The 18,264-nt window shown below is 67.9% G+C and carries 15 protein-coding genes; 3 read left to right on the top strand and 12 right to left on the bottom strand.

What is annotated here, in order from left to right; all coding sequences use genetic code 11:
* Positions 1-5: 5 nt before the first annotated feature.
* The 4 genes from ACWEFV_RS03530 to ACWEFV_RS03515 form a co-directional block, all read right to left on the bottom strand.
* Positions 6-1,250: an endolytic transglycosylase MltG gene (locus ACWEFV_RS03530; protein ID WP_135454098.1), complete on the bottom strand. Its 1,245-nt coding sequence runs from the start codon at positions 1,248-1,250 to the stop codon at positions 6-8.
* On the bottom strand, positions 1,243-1,761 hold the full coding sequence (gene ruvX / locus ACWEFV_RS03525) for a Holliday junction resolvase RuvX (protein ID WP_135454096.1): 519 nt from the start codon (positions 1,759-1,761) through the stop codon (positions 1,243-1,245). Before ruvX ends, ACWEFV_RS03530 begins: the two co-directional genes overlap by 8 nt.
* 4 nt (positions 1,762-1,765) lie before the next feature.
* Positions 1,766-4,456 carry an alanine--tRNA ligase gene (gene alaS / locus ACWEFV_RS03520; RefSeq protein WP_450069068.1) on the bottom strand — a complete coding sequence of 897 codons (2,691 nt, stop codon included), beginning with the start codon at positions 4,454-4,456 and terminating at the stop codon, positions 1,766-1,768.
* A 109-nt stretch (positions 4,457-4,565) separates the two neighbouring features.
* Positions 4,566-4,955, bottom strand: coding sequence for a secondary thiamine-phosphate synthase enzyme YjbQ (locus tag ACWEFV_RS03515; RefSeq protein ID WP_170856270.1), 390 nt, complete (start codon positions 4,953-4,955; stop codon positions 4,566-4,568).
* A gap of 128 nt (positions 4,956-5,083) precedes the next feature.
* Here ACWEFV_RS03515 and ACWEFV_RS03510 point away from each other — a divergent pair, with 128 nt between their 5' ends.
* Entirely contained in the window at positions 5,084-5,704 is a 621-nt protein-coding gene (locus tag ACWEFV_RS03510) for an antibiotic biosynthesis monooxygenase (protein WP_450069067.1), read from the top strand.
* A gap of 69 nt (positions 5,705-5,773) precedes the next feature.
* On the opposite strand, the gene ACWEFV_RS03505 is transcribed toward ACWEFV_RS03510, so the two are convergent.
* Both ACWEFV_RS03505 and ACWEFV_RS03500 read right to left on the bottom strand, forming a co-directional pair.
* On the bottom strand, positions 5,774-7,108 hold the full coding sequence (locus tag ACWEFV_RS03505; RefSeq protein ID WP_450069066.1) for a replication-associated recombination protein A: 1,335 nt from the start codon (positions 7,106-7,108) through the stop codon (positions 5,774-5,776).
* A gap of 30 nt (positions 7,109-7,138) precedes the next feature.
* Positions 7,139-7,972 (bottom strand): DUF3097 domain-containing protein, encoded by an 834-nt coding sequence (locus ACWEFV_RS03500; RefSeq protein WP_450069065.1) that lies wholly within the window; start codon positions 7,970-7,972, stop codon positions 7,139-7,141.
* Between the two features lie 57 nt (positions 7,973-8,029).
* On the opposite strand from ACWEFV_RS03500, the gene ACWEFV_RS03495 reads away from it, so the two are divergent.
* Positions 8,030-8,626 (top strand): hypothetical protein, encoded by a 597-nt coding sequence (locus ACWEFV_RS03495; RefSeq protein WP_135454084.1) that lies wholly within the window; start codon positions 8,030-8,032, stop codon positions 8,624-8,626.
* Here ACWEFV_RS03495 and ACWEFV_RS03490 read toward each other — a convergent pair.
* Complete coding sequence (locus ACWEFV_RS03490) at positions 8,610-8,930, bottom strand: DMT family transporter (protein WP_450069064.1); 321 nt, start codon at positions 8,928-8,930, stop codon at positions 8,610-8,612. The genes ACWEFV_RS03495 and ACWEFV_RS03490 overlap by 17 nt on opposite strands.
* The gene (locus tag ACWEFV_RS03485) at positions 8,927-9,580 is read right to left on the bottom strand and encodes an FMN-dependent NADH-azoreductase (RefSeq protein ID WP_135454080.1); all 654 of its coding nucleotides are present in this window, start codon (positions 9,578-9,580) and stop codon (positions 8,927-8,929) included. Before ACWEFV_RS03485 ends, ACWEFV_RS03490 begins: the two co-directional genes overlap by 4 nt.
* A 97-nt stretch (positions 9,581-9,677) precedes the next feature.
* Here ACWEFV_RS03485 and ACWEFV_RS03480 point away from each other — a divergent pair, with 97 nt between their 5' ends.
* The gene (locus ACWEFV_RS03480) at positions 9,678-10,304 is read left to right on the top strand and encodes a TetR/AcrR family transcriptional regulator (protein ID WP_135454078.1); all 627 of its coding nucleotides are present in this window, start codon (positions 9,678-9,680) and stop codon (positions 10,302-10,304) included.
* On the opposite strand, the gene ACWEFV_RS03475 is transcribed toward ACWEFV_RS03480, so the two are convergent.
* From ACWEFV_RS03475 to ACWEFV_RS03460, 4 genes are read right to left on the bottom strand one after another with little or no spacing between them, the layout of a single operon-like run.
* Positions 10,301-11,326 (bottom strand): zinc-binding metallopeptidase family protein, encoded by a 1,026-nt coding sequence (locus ACWEFV_RS03475; protein ID WP_450069263.1) that lies wholly within the window; start codon positions 11,324-11,326, stop codon positions 10,301-10,303. The genes ACWEFV_RS03480 and ACWEFV_RS03475 overlap by 4 nt on opposite strands.
* On the bottom strand, positions 11,319-12,236 hold the full coding sequence (locus ACWEFV_RS03470) for a transglutaminase family protein (RefSeq protein WP_135454074.1): 918 nt from the start codon (positions 12,234-12,236) through the stop codon (positions 11,319-11,321). Before ACWEFV_RS03470 ends, ACWEFV_RS03475 begins: the two co-directional genes overlap by 8 nt.
* Positions 12,233-14,923: a circularly permuted type 2 ATP-grasp protein gene (locus tag ACWEFV_RS03465; RefSeq protein ID WP_450069063.1), complete on the bottom strand. Its 2,691-nt coding sequence runs from the start codon at positions 14,921-14,923 to the stop codon at positions 12,233-12,235. The genes ACWEFV_RS03470 and ACWEFV_RS03465 overlap by 4 nt, the downstream gene beginning before the upstream one ends.
* Positions 14,923-18,249, bottom strand: a complete 3,327-nt coding sequence (locus ACWEFV_RS03460) for a transglutaminase family protein (RefSeq protein WP_450069062.1) — start codon at positions 18,247-18,249, stop codon at positions 14,923-14,925. Before ACWEFV_RS03460 ends, ACWEFV_RS03465 begins: the two co-directional genes overlap by 1 nt.
* Positions 18,250-18,264 lie beyond the last annotated feature (15 nt).

Here is an 18,264-nt window from a genome sequence, read left to right as displayed (position 1 = left end):
GCCGCCTATCTGGCACTGTCGAGGACACCGTTGTGTTGCGCCAGTTCGATGTTGGCCAGGTGTTGGTCGTAGTCGCGGGTGAACAGCGTGGTGCCCTGCAGGTCGATGGTCACGAAGTACAGCCAGTCGCCCTCCGCCGGCCGCTCGGCGGCGGCCAGCGCTTCGGTGCCGGGCGAGCAGATCGGAGTCTGTGGAAGCCCTTGACTCATATAGGTATTCCACGGCGTGGTCCTGGCCCGGTCATCGTCGGTGGTCGCCACTTCCTGACGATCGAGGGGGTAGTTCACGGTCGAGTCGAACTCCAGCTTGCGGTGTTCGGCCAGCCGGTTGTAGATCACCCGCGCGACCTTGGCGAAGTCCTGCGGCTTGGCTTCGCGTTGTACCAGGGATGCGACGGTGAGGATCTGATACGGCGACATCTGCATTGCCGCAGCGGTGTCGAGCAGACCGCTCTGGGTGTAGAGCGTGGCGCTGCCGGCGATCAGGGTGGACAGGATGTCCTGCGGGGCGCCTGCGGGATCGACATTCCAGGTGCCGGGTGCGATCAGCCCCTCCAGCCGCCGGTGGTCGTTGGGCATCGCCGCGACGGGAGCGGCGGCCCAGTCCGGTACGGCCAGCGCCGCGGCGGGTGTCGATTGCGCGGCCGCGCGGAGCGCGTCGACCGGTACGCAGCGCTTCTCGCCGTCGAGTTCGACGCAGGAGGCCTGCGAGATCAGGGTGAAGACGCCTTCGGTGACGGCCTTGGTCTTGACATCGGCCGTGTCGTCGAGCTGGCGCCCCTCCGGAATCGTGAGCTTGCCCACTCGGCTCTCCGGATCAGCCAGGCGCTCAACGGCATTGGCGGCCGGGATCTCGGTGCGCAATTTGTAGAAGCCGGGCTGGATCGCCGAGATCGCCTCGTTCTCGTGCGCCGCGTCGACGAAGGCCTTGACCGTGGCGACCACTTTCTTGTCCTGCAGGGTCTTGGCGATGGCCGTAGTGGAGTCGCCGTCGTGGACCTGGACGACGACATCGGCCACGCCGTCACCCGCGTAGTCGTTGGCGGTGCCGGACATGCCGTGCCAGAACTTGGAGCCGAGGAACACCGCGCCGATCACCACCACGATGAGCGCTGCGATGGACAAGCCCCGGGTGGTGCGTCGCTTGCGGTCGTTGCGGGCTTTGCGGGCCCGGTCGGCCTTGCTCAGCCCACGCCGCGGTGGTCCGACCGCCTCGGGCTTCGCTTTGTCGGCACCCCACTTCTCAGCCATCCATGCCCTCTCCGCGCGCAGCCAGAGCCGCACGTCGCTGATCCAGCCAGCTCTGCAGAATGCCAACCGCAGCGGCCTGGTCGATCATCGCTTTCTGTCCCTTTGCCCGAACCCCCGCTTCGCGCAACGACCGTTGAGCCGACACAGTAGTGAGCCGCTCGTCGGCCAACCGCACCGGTATCGGGGCGATCCGGCGGGCCAGCACATCGGCCAGTTCGATGGCGTCGACTGCTGAGGTGCCCGCCCGGTCGGCGAGTGTGCGCGGCAGCCCGACGACCACCTCGACCGCCTCGTACTCGCCGATCAGGTTCACCAGTCTGCGCAGGTGCTTGCCCGAACGGTCCCGCTTGTCCCGCTGAACGGTCTCGACCGGGGTGGCCAGTATCCCGTCGGGATCGCAACTGGCCACGCCGATCCGGACGGTGCCGACGTCGATGCCGATGCGCCGCCCACGTCCGGGGTCGTCGTCCCCTGGGCGGTCCGGTAGCCGGTCGTCGACCGTGTCGGACACGAAGCTAGCCCCGGCCGATCTCGGCGCGCAGCGCGGCCAATGCCGCGTCGATACCCGCCGCCCCCTTACCGGAACCTTGTGCCATGTCCACTTTGCCGCCGCCGCGGCCGTTGACTGCCGCGCTGAACGGTTTCACCAGCTCATTGGCGCGCAGCCCCAGATCCTGAGCGGCCGGGTTGACCGCGACCACGAAGGGCACCGCGTCGTCCTCGCCCTCGGCGATCAGCGCGATCACCGCCGGGTCGCTGCCGAGCTTGCCCTTGATGTCGCCGACCAGGGTGCGCAGATCACCGCCCGACATGCCGCCGGCCATCCGCTGGGCGACGACCCGGACCTTGCCGATGGTCTCGGCGCCGGCGGCCGCGTTGGCCGCCGCGGCCCGGGCGTTGGCCAGGCGGGCCTTGTCCAGTTCCTTCTCGGCGGCCTTGAGACGCTCGACCAGGTTGGCCACCCGGGCGGGCACCTCTTCGGAAGGCACCTTGAGCGACGAGGCCAGGCCTGCCATCAGGGCGCGTTCCTTGGCCAGGTGGCGGAAGGATTCGAGACCGACGTAGGCCTCCACGCGGCGGATGCCGGAGCCGACCGAGGACTCCCCGAGGATGGTGACCGGGCCGATCTGGGCAGAGTTCCGCACATGGGTGCCACCGCACAGTTCCAGTGAGAACGGTCCGCCGATATCGACCACCCGCACCTGGTCGGGGTAGTTCTCGCCGAACATCGCCATGGCGCCCATCGCCTTGGCCTTGTCCAGTGCGGTGACGAAGGTGTTCACCTGGTAGTCGGCCTCGACGGCCTCGTTCGTGACTTCCTCGATCTGCGAGCGCTGATCGTCGGTGAGCGCGCCCTGCCAGTTGAAATCGAACCGCAGATAGCCCGGCCGGTTCAGCGAACCGGCCTGAACGGCGGTGGGGCCCAGCACCTGTCGCAGTGCGGCATGCACCATGTGGGTGCCGGAGTGGCCCTGCGTGGCGCCGTGGCGCCACTTGGGATCCACTGCGGCGGTGACGGTGTCGCCCTCGACGAACTCGCCGGACTCGACGGTGATCCGGTGCGCCCACAAGGTCTTGGCGATCTTCTGCACATCGGTGACGGCGGCCTTGGCGGTAGCCGAGGCTCCGGTACCGGAAATCGCGCCTTCGTCGGCGATCTGGCCGCCGGACTCGGCGTAGAACGGGGTGCGGTCCAGGATCAGCTCCACACGATCGGCGTCCAGGCCGTCGTGGGTCACCACAGGCACCCGCTTGCCGTCCACAAAGATGCCGAGAATCCTTGCTTCAGTGGACAATTCGTCGAAGCCGGTAAATTCGGTGGGCCCGGCGTCGACCAGCTCGCGGTATGCGGACAGATCGGTGTGGGCCTGCTTGCGCGCGGCGGCATCAGCCTTGGCGCGCCGACGCTGCTCGGCCATCAGCGTCCGGAAACCCTCCTCGTCGACCCAGAGGCCGGCCTCGGCCGCCATCTCCAGTGTGAGGTCGATCGGGAAGCCGTAGGTGTCGTGCAACGTAAATGCGTCGTCGCCGGAAAGCACCGTGGCGCCCGATTTCTTGGTCGCGGCGGCGGCATCGTCGAACAGCTTCGACCCGGCGACCAGGGTCCGGTTGAACGCGGTCTCCTCGGCGACGGCGATCCGGTTGATGCGCTCGAAGTCGGTGACCAGTTCCGGGTAGGACGGGCCCATCTCGTCGCGCACCGTGGACATCAGCCGACTCATGATCGGCTCCTCGACGCCGAGCAGTTTGGCGGAGCGGATGATGCGGCGCAGCAGTCGCCGCAGCACGTAGCCGCGGCCTTCATTGCCGGGGCTGACCCCGTCGCCGATGATGATCGCCGCGGTGCGGCTGTGGTCGCCGATGATGCGGTAGCGGACATCGTCCTCGTCGTCGCCGGCGCGGTATCCGCGGGGGGCGATCCCGGCGACCAGGTCGATCACCGGACGCACCAGGTCGGTCTCGTAGACGTTGTCCACGTCCTGCAACAGGCAGGCGATGCGCTCGACGCCCATACCGGTGTCGATGTTCTTGCGCGGCAGCGGGCCGAGGATCTCGAAGTCGTCCTTCGAGGTGCCCTCACCGCGCTCGTTCTGCATGAACACGAGATTCCAGATCTCGATGTAGCGGTCCTCGTTGGCCTCGGGCCCGCCCTCGATGCCGTATTCGGGCCCCCGGTCGTAGTAGATCTCCGAGCACGGTCCGCAGGGTCCGGGGATGCCCATCGACCAGTAGTTGTCGGCCATGCCGCGGCGCTGGATGCGCTCGAGCGGCAACCCGGCGACTTCCTGCCACAGCGCGATGGCCTCGTCGTCGTCCAGATAGACCGTTGCCCACAGCCTTTCCGGGTCGAATCCGTAGCCGCCCTCGCTGACCGGGTTGGTCAGCAGGGTCCAGGCCAGCTCGATGGCGCCCTTCTTGAAGTAGTCGCCGAACGAGAAGTTGCCGGCCATCTGGAAGAAGGTGTTGTGCCGGGTGGTGATGCCCACCTCGTCGATGTCAGGCGTGCGGATGCACTTCTGGACGCTGGTGGCGCGGTCCCACGGCGGCGTGCGCGCACCGAGGAAGTAGGGCACGAACTGCACCATGCCGGCGTTGACGAACAACAGGTTGGGGTCGTCGAGGATCACCGAGGCACTGGGCACCTCAGTGTGGCCCGCCTTCACGAAATGATCGAGGAAGCGCTTCCTGATCTCGTGTGTCTGCACGTTGCTCGTGTCCTCGTGTTCGTGGGTGGCTGGGGTTGCGCAGGCAACCACCAGTTCGACCGCTTTACATTACCGTTCTGCGCGTTCACCCCGAAAAGGGCGACAAGCCTCACGCCCCCAGAAAGCTCAGCCGCACCGAACGCTGCGGGTTGTCGCGGTTCAGATCGACCAGCACCACACTCTGCCAGGTTCCCAGCAACGGTCGGCCCGCCTGGACCGGCAGCGTGACCGACGGCGACACCAGGGCGGGCAGCACGTGATCTGCGCCATGGCCGAACGATCCGTGGCTGTGCCGGTAGCGGTCGTCACGCGGCAACAACCGTTCCAGGGTATCGAGCAGGTCGTCGTCGGAGCCGGCGCCGGTCTCGATGATGGCCACACCCGCCGTCGCGTGCGGGACGAACACGTTGCACAGGCCATCGCGGTGCGCGCCGCAGAACCTGCGTACCGAGTCGGTGAGATCGACGATGCGGCGCCGTGAGGTGTCCACGTCGATCACATCGGTGTCCATCGGCCCAGCCTACGAGCCTCCCGCCACACCATTGCCACCTGCGACACACCGGAGGAAGGTTGGGGGTGGAACCGGTGGCGCCACCGGGGCGCCGCCCTGGCAGGAAGGGGTGGACCGTGTTCGCACGTTCAACCACGATTGCGGCGCGCACCCAGGCCGTCAACGCCGGTATCGCCCATGTCCGCGACGAGGTCATGCCCGCCATAGACACCATCGACGGTTGTGTGGGCCTGTCTCTGATGGTGAACCGGGAATCGGGCGAGTGTGTCCTCACCACGGCCTGGCGGTCTGAAGATGCCATGCATGCCAGTGCCGACGCGGTAGCGCCGATGCGCCATCGGGTGGTGGAGGTATTCGAAGGCGCCGCCACCGTCGACGAATGGGAGATCGCGCTGGTTCACCGCGAGCAGTACTCCCGACCCGGCGCATGCGTACGGGCGACGTGGCTGCGAACCCGCCCCGAACTGTTCGACCGGGCCGTGGACTTCTACCGCACCTCGGTGTTGCCCGCGATGGAGGATCTCGAGGGTTTCTGCAGCGCGAGCCTCATGCTCGACCGCGGGACGGGACGTGCGGTGTCCTCGGCCACTTTCGACAGCGCCGAAGCGATGGACCGCAACCGCGATGAGGCACGGGCGTTGCGCACCGCCCGGCTCCGCGACCTGAGTGCCGATCAGATCGACGTCGGAGAGTTCGAACTCGTGCTCGCCCACCTGCGAGTGCCCGAGATGGCCTGACCCGCCCCGCGCCACGGTCTCGGTTGAATAACCAACCGGGACCGTGGTTTTCGTTTGGCCCGGCCGGTATCAGCGTCGCCGGCGAATGATGGCCCGCAGCTTGTCCACCCGGGTGACCAGCTCGCGTTCGAAACCGCGCCCGGTCGGCTGGTAGTAGTCCACCCCCACCAGATCGTCTGGCGGATACTGTTGCGGCACAACACCATCGGGATGATCATGGGCGTACTTGTAGCCCACGGCGTTGCCGAGTTTCTGCGCTCCCGAGTAGTGACCGTCCCGCAGCTGCGGGGGCACCAACCCGGCCTTGCCGGCCCTGATGTCGCCCATCGCCGCACCCAACGCCGTGGTCACCGCGTTGGACTTGGGTGCGGTGGCCAGATGCACCGTGGCATGAGCCAACGTCAGCTGGGCCTCGGGCATCCCGATCAGCTGCACGGTCTGGGCTGCGGCTACGGCGGTCTGCAGCGCGGTCGGGTCGGCCATCCCGATGTCCTCGCTGGCCAGGATCATCAACCGGCGCGCCACGAAGCGTGGGTCCTCCCCCGCCACCAGCATCCGGGCCAGGTAGTGCAGGGCCGCGTCGACGTCGGATCCGCGGACCGACTTGATGAAGGCGCTGACGACGTCGTAGTGCTGATCGCCGTCGCGGTCGTAGCGCACGGCCGCCTTGTCCAGCGACTGCTCGATGATCTCCACGGTGACCTGTTCACCGGGTTCGGCGGCGACTTCCAACGCGGTCAGCGCCCGCCGCGCGTCACCCGCCGAGAGCTGCACCAGGAGGTCGACGGCCTCGTCGGTGACCGCGACAGCACCACCCAAACCGCGCGGGTCGGTGATCGCGCGGCGCAGCACGATCTCGACGTCCTGCGGGGTCAGCGGTTGCAACTGCAGGATCAATGACCGTGACAGCAGCGGCGCGACCACCGAGAACGACGGGTTCTCCGTGGTGGCCGCCACCAACAGCACGACCCGGTTCTCCACCGCCGCCAGCAGCGCATCCTGCTGGGTTTTGGAGAAACGGTGCACCTCGTCGATGAACAGCACGGTCTGTTCGCCGTGGACGGCCGCGCGCCGTGCCACATCGATCACGGCGCGGACCTCCTTGACGCCCGCGCTCAACGCCGACAGCGCCTCGAACCGGCGGCCGGTGGCCTGCGAGATCAGTGATGCCAGGGTGGTCTTGCCGGTGCCGGGCGGGCCGTAGAGGATGACCGATGCCGCCCCAGACCCCTCCACCAGGCGGCGCAACGGCGAACCGGCCTGCAGCAGATGGGTTTGGCCGACGACCTCGTCGAGGCCCGCCGGGCGCATCCGCACCGCCAGCGGCGCCGTGCCGGGTGCGGCAAGCGCGCCGGGGTCACCCGGCCCCGGGTCACCTGGCACGTCGAACAAACCGTCTGACACGCCTTCTGCTTACCACGCCGGCACGACGGACTACGCCGGCGCGGTGACGAAGTCGATCAGTTCCTCGACCCGGCCGATCAGTGCGGGCTCCAGGTCGTTCCAGTCCCGGACCCGGCCGCGGATACGCTGCCACGCCCGCGCGATGTCGGCCTGGTCCTGGTGTGGCCAGCCCAGAGCCTCACAGATGCCGTGCTTCCACTCCACGTTGCGCGGGATGGTCGGCCAGGCCTTCATGCCGAGCCGGGCCGGTTTGACGGACTGCCAGATGTCGACGAACGGGTGCCCGACCACCAGGGTGTGCTCACCGCCGGGGCCGCGGCGCACCGCCTCGGCGATGCGGGCCTCCTTGGAGCCGGTCACCAGGTGATCGACCAGCACGCCCAGCCGGCAGCCCGGTCCGGGCGCGAACTCGGCCACGATGTCGGCCAGGTCGTCGACGCCGCCGAGGTATTCGACGACGACACCTTCGATACGTAGGTCAGCGCCCCAGACCTGCTCGACGAGTTCGGCGTCGTGGCGGCCCTCCACATAGATCCGGCTGGCCAGCGCGACCCGCGCCTTGGCATTCGGCACCGCGACCGATCCCGAGGCCGTGCGTGCCGGCGCCGCGGTCCGCTTGGGCACCACGAGGCTCACCGGCTTGCCGTCGATCAGGAACCCCGGCCCCATCGGGAAAGCCCGCACCTTGCCCCGGCGGTCTTCGAGTTCGACCCGGCCGCCCTCGATCCGCACCACCGCACCCACGTAACCGCTCTGGGCATCCTCGACGACCAGGCCCTTCTCCGCGGGCTGCTCCTTCGATCGAGTCAGCTTCGGGGTGTGCGGATTTCGGGCCAGAATGTCGGAACCGTAGCGATCAGTCACGCGGCGATCCTAGGAACGCCTGCGGCGAAAGCAGGGTTGCGACATACGATCGTGATCGTGCTGTTAGATCGGCCGACTGCCGATGGCATTGCCGACGGGACCATCTCGCTGGTGCTACGGCGTTGGGACAAGCCCCGGGCCAAACCAGGCGGAACCCAACGGACCCAGGCCGGCACGATTCGTATCGAGTCGGTCACCGAACACCCGGGCGGTTACCGCGTGAGCACCGCGCAGGCCCGCGCCGCGGGATATCCGGATGCTGCAACAGCGCAGGCCCAGCTCGACCGGAGACCCGCCGCGCACACCTACCTCGTCGCAGTCTCCTACCTGGGCCCGGACGAGCGGCCCGATCTGGCCGCCGACGACACACTTACCGACGCCGACATCCAGCTGATCGATGCCCGGCTGGACCGCTGGGACACGGCCAGCGGTGACGGCGCGTGGACCCGCAGGTACCTGACGATGATCGCGGCCAACGAGGCCGTCCGCGCACCGGATCTTGCGGCGCGCGTCGGCCTCGAAGTGCCGCGGTTCAAGCGACGGGTCCGTCAGCTCAAGGGGCTGGGCCTGACCATCAGCCTCGACGTCGGCTACCGGCTCGCCCCACGGGGGCGTGCCTACTTGGCGGCCACCAGGGTCAATCCGGATTCGTGAACCGGGCGAGCGCGATGCCTCCCACGATCATCGACAGCGCCAGGGCGCGCCCCGCGCTCAACAGGTCCCCGTGGATGAGCACACCCAGAGCGATCGCACCGACCGCGCCGATGCCGGTGAAGACCGCGTACGCGGTGCCGACCGGCAGACCGCGCATGGCCAACGACAGCAGGTACACCGACAGCGCACCGACCGCAACGCACACCACGGTGGGCAGTGGCCGGGTGAATCCTTCGGTCGGCTTGATGCTCTGCGACCAAGCGACCTCCACCAGGCCCGCCAAACCCAGTATCAGCCAACTCATTTCGCGTACTCCACGGCCAGGGTGCGGGCCACCGCAAGGGCCTGCGCCAGCGATTCGTCGTGTGTCGACCGAAACTTCGCCAGCGCGGGATCTACCCGCGCGTTGGCCATCTCGGCATTGATGAACACGGTGTCGGTCACGCCGTAGTGCCCGGCGACGAAATCCCGCAGGAACCGTTCCTGGTAGTCGAACGCGGCTTTCGGCGAGCCGGGTGAGTATGCGCCACCACGGGCAGTTGCCACGACGAATCGTCTCGGCGCCAGGGACATTCGCGGAAAGGTCACCTGGTCCAGCCAGGCCTTGAGCGAGGCCGGGATGGAGTAGTTGTACATCGGCGTGGCGATCAGCACGACGTCGGCCGAGCGCAGTTCACCCAGCAGCGGTTTCACGATCGCCCAGGCCGCGGCCTGCTCCGGCGTGCGCGCCAACTCTTCGAGCCGGTCCAGATCGGTATTGCCTGCGGCCAGTACCGCGTCACAGAGTTCGGTCCAGCCCTCACCGATGAACGGCACCGGATCGGCCGCGACATCCCGGTAGAGGTATCGGCCGTCCGGATGTGCGGCCTGCCAGGACCGGGCGAACTCCGCGCCGATCTGACGACTGACGGACCGATTGCGGGCGCTCGCGTCGATGTGAAGAAGCGTGGTCATGCCTACCTCCGAGTTAAGTGGACAATACGTCCGGTTCAGCATCGCAAGTAACCGGACATTTCGTCCACTTATTTCCCGGATCGGCTACAGTGCAGTGATGGACATCGGCGCAGACCTCCTTGCGTCCGACGACGCCGGCTCCGAACGGGTCGGCGCGCTGCGGGCCGATGCGGCCCGCAACCGCGCGAAAATCCTTGCCGCGGCGGCCACGGTGTTCGCCGGCCGCGATCCGCGAACGGTCACGATGGACCACATCGCCACGGCAGCCGGCGTCGGGCGTGGCACGCTCTATCGCCGTTACCCGAGCACCGGCGCCATAGCCGAGGCTCTGCTCGACGAACACGAACGCGCACTACAGCAGCAGCTATTGTCCGGCGAGCCGCCGCTGGGCCCGGGTGCGCCACCGGCCGAGCGACTCGCGGCGTTCTACGCGGCGATGATCGAACTCCTGGAGACGCACGCCGATCTGGCGCTCGGCGCCGAGACCGGGGGCGCGCGGTTCACCACCGGTGCATATGGTTTCTGGACCGCCCATGTACGCGCACTGTTGATGGAAGCCGGTGCGGCTGAACCGGATCCATTGGTCGATGTGTTACTGGCGCCCTTGGCGGCAGAGAGCTTCGCCCACCAGCGCGCGCGTGGACTGAGCGTCGAACAGATCAAGGGCGCGCTCTCCCGGCTCGCCCACGGGATTCTCGATCCCGGTAGTCCGCCGGGGGTCTAGGCGGTGAGCTCGTCGATGACGGTGTGAACGAACCGCATCTTCTCCAGCACCGCCGGGGGCAACACGAACGGGTAGAGATCGTCGTGTCCCATCGACCGGTTCACCATGTTCAGCGACCATGCCAGTGGCAGCCACATCTCGATGATCGTGTCGAAACCGCTGGGCCCCAGTATTTTCCGTTCGAAGGTTGCCCCGGACGGAGCAAATCCATAGGCCGCTGCAGTATCCAGGGTGTCGCGGATGTGCAGATAGTGCGCGAACGTCTCGGCCCAGTCTTCCGCCGCGTGCATACTGGCATACGACGACACGAATTCGTCATCCCAGCCCGCGGGCGGACCGCTCTGGTAGTGCCGGTCCAGGGCGGCCTGATAGTCGGCGTCCGGATCCCCGAACAACTCACGGAACCGCGCGGAGTAGCTCGCCGACGGGGCAACCAGCCGGTAGAAGTAGTAGTGGCCGATCTCGTGGCGGAAGTGGCCCAGCAAGGTGCGATACGGCTCGTCCATCGCGATCCGGAGCTGCTCGCGGTGCACATCGTCGCCTTCGGCGAGATCCAGTGTGATGACGCCGTTGTGATGGCCGGTGAAGACCTTCTCGGACTCGCTGGAAAGCAGGTCGAACGCCAGCCCGAACTGGGGGTCCTGGTCGCGGCTGACGATCGGCAGCTTCAGTTCGTGCAGTTCGGCGATCAGCCGGCGCTTGGCCTGCTCCGCCTCGGCGAACGACGACATCGCCGCGGTATCGGTGTCGGCCGGCCGGGTCCGGGTGAGTGCGCACGAGGCGCAGAGCCGGCCGCCCTGCCCGATGTGCACCAGCCAATTGCATTCGGCCAGATGCAGATTCGCGCACAGCTCGTACTGGCCCTCATCGACGGCACCGGCGTGACCGTTATGATCGGTGTCGGTGATCACCAGCAGCGCCATGTCGTCGAGCGAGAATCCCAGGGCACTGCCGCACGAAAGGCACAGAGAGTTCTCGAAAGCCAGGTGCTGGCCGCAGTTCGGACAGGTGAAATCACGCACGCAGCGATCCCCCTCGAACGGGCGGGTGCGGTGCCACATCCACGGACACCTCGATCACACTACTGTCCGAATCCGTGTAGATGATGCCGCGCAATGGGGGTACATCGGCGTAGTCGCGGCCGAACCCGGCCACGATGTAGCGCTCGTCGACCATCTGATCATTGGTCGGATCCATTCCCAGCCAGACATTCTGCGGCGTCCACACCGACGCCCAGGCATGTGTCGCGTCCACCCCGATCATGCGTTCCTTGCCCGGCGGCGGATCGGTTGCCAGATAGCCGGAGACATAACTGGCGGCCAGGCCGTTGGCGCGCAGGCAGGCGATGGCCAGCCGGGCGAAGTCCTGGCACACCCCCTCGCGCGCCGCCAGCACCTCGGCCACCTGGGTGGACACCGTGGTCGAGCCGGACCGGTAGGTGAAGTCGGAGTAGATCCTCGACGTCAGGTCCCGCAGCACATCGATCAGCGGCCGTCCGGGCACGAAACTCGGTGAGGCATATTCGCGCACCGCGTCGGTGATCTCCGGCGGCGACAGGTCCAGGGTGAACTCGGCGGCCAGCGCACCGTCGCCGCCGACCGGGCGGGCCAGCTCCCACGGCGCTCTGGCCGAAGCACCGGAATAGCGTTCGGGTGTAGGCGGATCCACCTCCACCACGGAGTGGCTCGTGATGCTCAGCGTGCGGTGGCGTTCGGTGACGTGGAAATACGAGCTGATGTTGCCGTAGGCGTCCCGGCTGGTGGAACGATCGGCCGCGTCCGGTTCGAGCACCAGCTCGTGGGACAGGCAACGTTGCCAGTCCAGGTCACGAGGCGTGAGAAAACCACGGCCGTAGGAGCTCGTGACGTCGTCGGAGTAGCGATAGACCGTGCGATGGGTGATGTCGTAGCAGCGGGTGCCGGGTTGGGTCATGGCACCACCCGCCGTTCGTCAGGTCCCCACAACGGTTGCATGCCGCCGGGCAGCGACAGGTGGGCCGCGGTGATCACTCCGGACAGGTCCCGCAGGCCGGCATGCATGCCGTCGAGCAGGGCAGCCAACTCGGCGCGGGTCCCCTCGCCGGTGACCTCCTCGAGGTCGGCCGGGTCGAGCCGGCGCAACCGGGTGGCCAGTTCGTCGACCAGACGTTCTGAACGCGACGAGCCCGACGATCCGGGCAGGGTCTTGAGACCGGATCGGATCCGCTCCAACTGGTAGATCAACGATCTGGGGTTCTCGGCATCGAACAACACCAGTTCCGCGATCGCTGCGATCTTGATCTGGCCGGGATTGCGCCGTCGGTAGATCACCGACGATTCGCAGGCGACCAAGGCCGACTCGGTCACCGCGCGTTCGGCTTCCGCGCTGCGCATCGTCGTCAGGGTGGCTCGCAGCAGCGCGGTGAGCGCCAGGCCCCGCTCGATGCGCTTACCGAGATCCATCATGGTCCAGCCGATGTCCTGCACCATCGACTCTGCCGCCACCCCGGACAACGCCAGCATGCCGGCCAGGGTCTGGCTGTGCGCATTGGCGAGGTAGAGGTCCGCGGAGGTGGGCGATTCGGGCGGAGCGGCCGATGGCCGCAGCACGGCACGTTCGACCCCGGCCAACACCATCCAGGTGTCGTTGGACATCTGGTCACGCACCGAGCGGGCGGCCAGCGCGAGGCGCTCCACCGATTGGGCGAGCGAGCCCGACCGGTGCCGGTCCGCGGTGGCCGACCACAGTGTGGCCGGGGCGATCGCGATCATCTCGTGATCGTCGTCGGCATCGCCGGTATCGGTGCCCGTGATCGATCCGAGCGCCGCAAACAGCACCGGAACACATTGGCTCTCTTCGAGATCCGGGCGATAGCGGAATTCGTGGTAGCGCTCTCGGGTGACGGTGAGCAACCGGGCCGTGCTCTCGGCACGTTCGGCGTAACGCCCCATCCAGAACAGGTCGGAGAGGACACGCGGCGAACTGACCGCCCGGGTAGAGCTGGGGATCGCGCCGGGCGCCACCAATTCGACCGAGACCACCGGGGCGCGCTCGGCTGTGACCCGCTGCGGGGTCCGCACCCAGACATCCTTGGCGGCAAGCGTGTTCATCCGGTAGGCAGAGTTTCCCGGGGCGACCACGTAGCCCAGCCCACCGATCATCGGGGCATACCCGCCGCGTTGCGCCACGGTGAACAACCGCATGCCGACATTTCCGGCCGACAACCCCTTGGCCCGATAATCGGTTGGTGCGGTGGAGAACTGAGGTAACTCCTGCCCCACCCACTCGACCGGTTCAGCCTCGATACGTGCCGCCAGATTCTCGCGATCTGCAGCCGACAGCGTCGGCCCGACGATCATCTCACCGCCGCTGACGGGCCGGATCAACAGTGAGGTCAGCTTGGTGAGCAGATGGGAGCGTTCGATGTCGATGCCGCCCCAGTACATCGGAGCGGCCGTCAGTTGCGGTTTCTCATCCAACAGCAGCTCGGCCAACTCCGGCAGAAATCGGGCCAGGCCCGGACTTTCCAGAATCCCGCTGCCCAGCGTGTTGACCACCGTCACCGCGCCGCGGCGCAACACCTCGACGAGGCCGACCACGCCGAGCCGGGAATCGGGGCGCAGATCCAGCGGATCCATGTAATCGGCATCGACACGGCGCAACACCACGTCGACGCGTTTGAGGGTGCCCAGCGACCGCATCCACAGCGTGCCGTCACGGACCACCAGATCGGCGCTCTCCACGAGTGGGAAGCCGAGCACACCGGCCAGGTAGGCCTGGTCGAAGGCTGTCTCAGAATGGATTCCGGGGCTGAGCACCACGACCACAGGCTCTTGGGCGGCCTCGGGCGCCGCGTCCAGAAGGGCCAGGCGCAGCGCCTGCGCCCACGGAGAGGCCGGCCGCGGGCCGATCCGCTCGTAGAGGTCGGGGGCCGCGTGGGCGATGACGCGGCGGTCGGCCAACGCGTAGCCGGCGCCCGAGGGTGCCTGCGTCCAGTCCGCATTCACCATGAAGGAGCCGTCGTCGCCGCGGCTGACGTCGCAGCCGTGCAGAAACAACTGATGGCGTCCTGGCACCACGACGCCACGCGCGGCGCGCACGTATCCGGGATGGGCGAACAGCAACTGGGCGGGCAGTACCCCGCTGGTGATCGAGCGGCGGGCACCGTACAGATCGGTGAGCACCGCATCGAGCAGCCGGGAACGCTGCACCAGACCCGATTCCAGCGAATCCCAGTCCTGCGCCGAGATCACCAGCGGCAGCGCATCAAGATGCCAGGGGCCGGGTACGGCGGTGCCGTCACCGTCGGTGACCACCTCCCCGTGACGGTCCACCTGGATGTAGGTGATGCCGTCGTTGTCGACGAGGCCGCGTACCACGGCGCGGAGCCGGTCCAGACCGTCACGGCCCCGCTCGCCGACGCCCTCGGCCAGCTCCCGCCAGGCCGGGCGGACGTCGCCCGAGGCATCGACCAACTCGTCGTAACCGGCACCGCCGCCGTCGTCGCGCACGTCGAACAGCGCCTGCTGGGCCCGGGAACTGCGATAGGCGGCCAGTACGCCGTCAACATCCACACCGGTGTCCGCGGCAACACCAGTGGCTTGGGCTGACTCCGGTGAGCCGTTCGCACGTAGAACCATCAGTTAAGAACGGTACGCACCCGACGTAGATCCAGAATTCCGGGCGCGCCGACATCAGTGGATTGGCGTGCCTGCTTCTCCCTCAGATCCGCCAGGTCGATGGTGCCCGGGGTGAATCCCGCCGCTTCGAATCGACGGCCACGCCGCGACTCGGCCTCGACCGCGTTGACCGGTGGGGTGTCGTAGGACCGTCCACCCGGGTGTGCCACGTGGTACGTGCAGCCGCCCTTGGACTGCCCGGTGCTGCCGTCCACCAGTTCGAACTGCAGCGGGGAGTCCACGGTGATCGTCGGGTGCAGTGCGCTGGGCGGCTGCCAGGCACGGAACCGCACACCGCCCACCTGGACGTCGGGATTGTCGGTGGCCAGCAATGGGATCGGGTAGCCATTGGCGGTCACGATGTAGCGGTGCCGGTCGGCCCCGACCAGCCGCACCTGGACCCGCTCCACCGACGAGTCCACGTAACGGGCGGTGCCCCCGGCAGTCGACTCCTCCCCCAACACATTCCACGGTTCGATCGCGCCGCGCAGCTCGATCTCCACGCCGTCGCAGACCGTGGTGCCCACCCGCGGGAACCGGAACTCGGTGAACGGATCCAGCCAGCTGGTGTCGAAGTTGATGCCATGCGCCCGCAGGTCGGCCGCGACCTCGGCGATGTCATGAATCAGGAAGTGCGGCAGCAGGTATCGGCCGTGCAGATTTGCACCGTGCCGGATCAACGGAGCCCGCAACGGCTCCTCCCAGAACCTGGCGACCAGCGCGCGCACGAGCAGCGACTGCACCATCGCCATCTGGAAGTGTGGCGGCATCTCGAAACCCCGCAACTCCAACAGCCCCAGGCGCCCCCGCGCGCTGTCGGGGCTGTAGAGCTTGTCGATGCAGAATTCGGCACGGTGGGTGTTGCCGGTGATGTCGGTGAGCAGATGACGGAGGGCACGGTCGGTGACCCAGGGATTAGCGGAACCGGCCACCGTGCCGTACGCGCCGCCTGCGGCGGAAAGCCGCGCGATCTCGGCGAAGGCGATCTCGAGTTCGTAGAGCGCTTCCGACCGGCCCTCGTCCACCCTCGGCGCCTGTGAGGTGGTGCCGATGAACCGGCCGGCGAACAGGTAGGACAACGAGGGGTGGCGCTGCCAGTAGGTGAGCAGCGACACCAGCAGATCGGGCCGGCGTAACAGCGGTGAGTCGGCCGGAGTGATGCCGCCGAGGGTGATGTGGTTGCCGCCGCCGGTACCGCCGTGGGTTCCGTCCACGTCGAACGATTCGGTCGACAGCCGGGCCTGCCGGGCCTGCTCGTAGAGGGTCTCCAGTTGGGCCTTCTGTTCGGCGAAGCCGGCGGTCGGTGCGACGTTGACCTCGATGACGCCCGGATCCGGGGTGATCGACATGGACGCGATGCGAGGGTCCGGCGGCGGCCCGTACCCCTCGATCACCACCGGCGTGTCCAACTTGGCGGCCGCGGATTCGACGCGGGCCACGAGGTCGACGAAATCGTCGAGCTCCTCGGTCGGGGGCAGGTAGATGTAGAGGAACCCGGACCGGATCTCGGCGACCAGCGCCGTGGTGGGTGCTTCGTCGGCGGGCTCGAGCGCGGCGTCGTCGGGTTCGGCGCGCACGTCGGTGCGCCGCGACAGCGGGTCGGCGTCGTAGGCCGGGCGCGGCGGATGCCAGCTGATCGCATTCAGCGGCAGCCGCAGCCCGGCCGGCGAATCACCCTCCGTGAGGACGATCCGGCCACGCCGCAGCTGCCAGTCCGCGCTGGCCCAGCCGGACCCGTCGGCGCGGCGGTGCAGGGGCAGGACGTAGGCGGCGGGCTGATCGACCGGGGCATCGAGCCGGGCCAGCAGCTCGGCCCGGGCGTCCGGGGTGTCATCGGCCAGGTCGTCGGCGGCGGCCACCGGCTCGCCGGCCGGCTGCCGCGCGGCGGCCGCCAATCGGCTCAGCGCATCCTCATATGCCGGGCGAACCTGACCGGCGGGAAGCCCGAAGTCGGCGGCGACCGCTGCGAGGATGCGCTGACCGGCGTCGTCGGCCAGGGCGGGCACCGCACCACCCCACGGATCGGCCAGCAGCGCCGCGTCGTTCCACAGTGGCTGATCGTCGGTACGCCAGACCAGGCCGATCTGCCAGCGCGGCAGGGGCTCGCCCGGATACCACTTGCCCTGGCTGCGCTGGATCAGCCCGGCCGGGGCCCACACCGCCTTGAGACGCGCCGCGAGCACCGAGGCTCGTTCGCGCTTGTGCTTGCCGTCGGCGTCGGTGGTCCATTCCGGATCGACCTGATTGTCGATCGAGACAAAGGTCGGCTCGCCCCCGACGGTGAGCCGCACATCGCCGTCGGCCAGGCGCTGATCCACCTCGGCACCCAGCTTCGTGATCGCTGTCCAGGCCGCGTCGGTGTACGGCAACGTCACCCTCGGGTCCTCGTGGATCCGAGTGACCACGTTGGAGTACTCCAGCGCGGATTCGCACGGTCCGGTGGCGCCGGTGATCGGGGCCGCCGATTCCGGGTGCGGGGTCGCCGAGAGCGGGATGTGGCCCTCCCCGGCGAACAGTCCCGACGTCGGGTCCAGGCCGATCCAGCCGGCCCCCGGGATGTATGCCTCTGCCCAAGCGTGCAAGTCGGTGAAATCCGCGGCGGGGCCGGACGGTCCGTCGAGGGCCTCTACGTCCGAGGTCAGCTGGACCAGGTAGCCCGAGACGAACCGGGCCGCCAACCCCAGCCGACGCAGGATCGACACCAACAGCCACGCCGAGTCGCGGCACGAACCGATTCCGGTGCGCAGCGTGACGTCCGGGGTCTGCACACCGGGTTCCATCCGGACGGAGTAGCCGATATCGGCATTGACGGCACGGTTGAGCGCGACCAGATAATCGATCGTGCGGGTGCCTGGCGGCACGGTGAAATTGCTCACCCACGCCTTCACCAGTTCGCCCGGACCGGATCCCTCGGCCTCCTCGTCGACCGGGCGCAGGTATGGCTTGAGATCCTCCAGCAGGGCTTTCGGGTACTCGAAGCCGAAGCTCTCTGCGTAATCCTCGATGAAGAAGTCGAACGGGTTGATCACCTTGAGATCGGCGATGAGCCCGACGGTGATGGTCAGCATGCGCGTCCGGTCCGGGAACACCAAGCGGGCCAGGAAGTTACCGAATGCGTCCTGCTGCCAGTTGATGAAATGGCCGGCCGGCTCGACGGTCAGTGAGTACGCCTCGATGGGGGTGCGAGAGTGCGGCGCCGGGCGCAACCGGATGACGTGTGGATGCAGCTCCACCAACCGGTCGAAGGTGTAGCTGGTGCGATGCTCCAGCGCCACTTTGATCCCCATCTACAGATCCCACCA

The sequence above is a fragment of the Mycobacterium sp. NPDC004974 genome (assembly GCF_053600815.1).
This window is presented reverse-complemented; position numbering and strand designations above follow the sequence as displayed.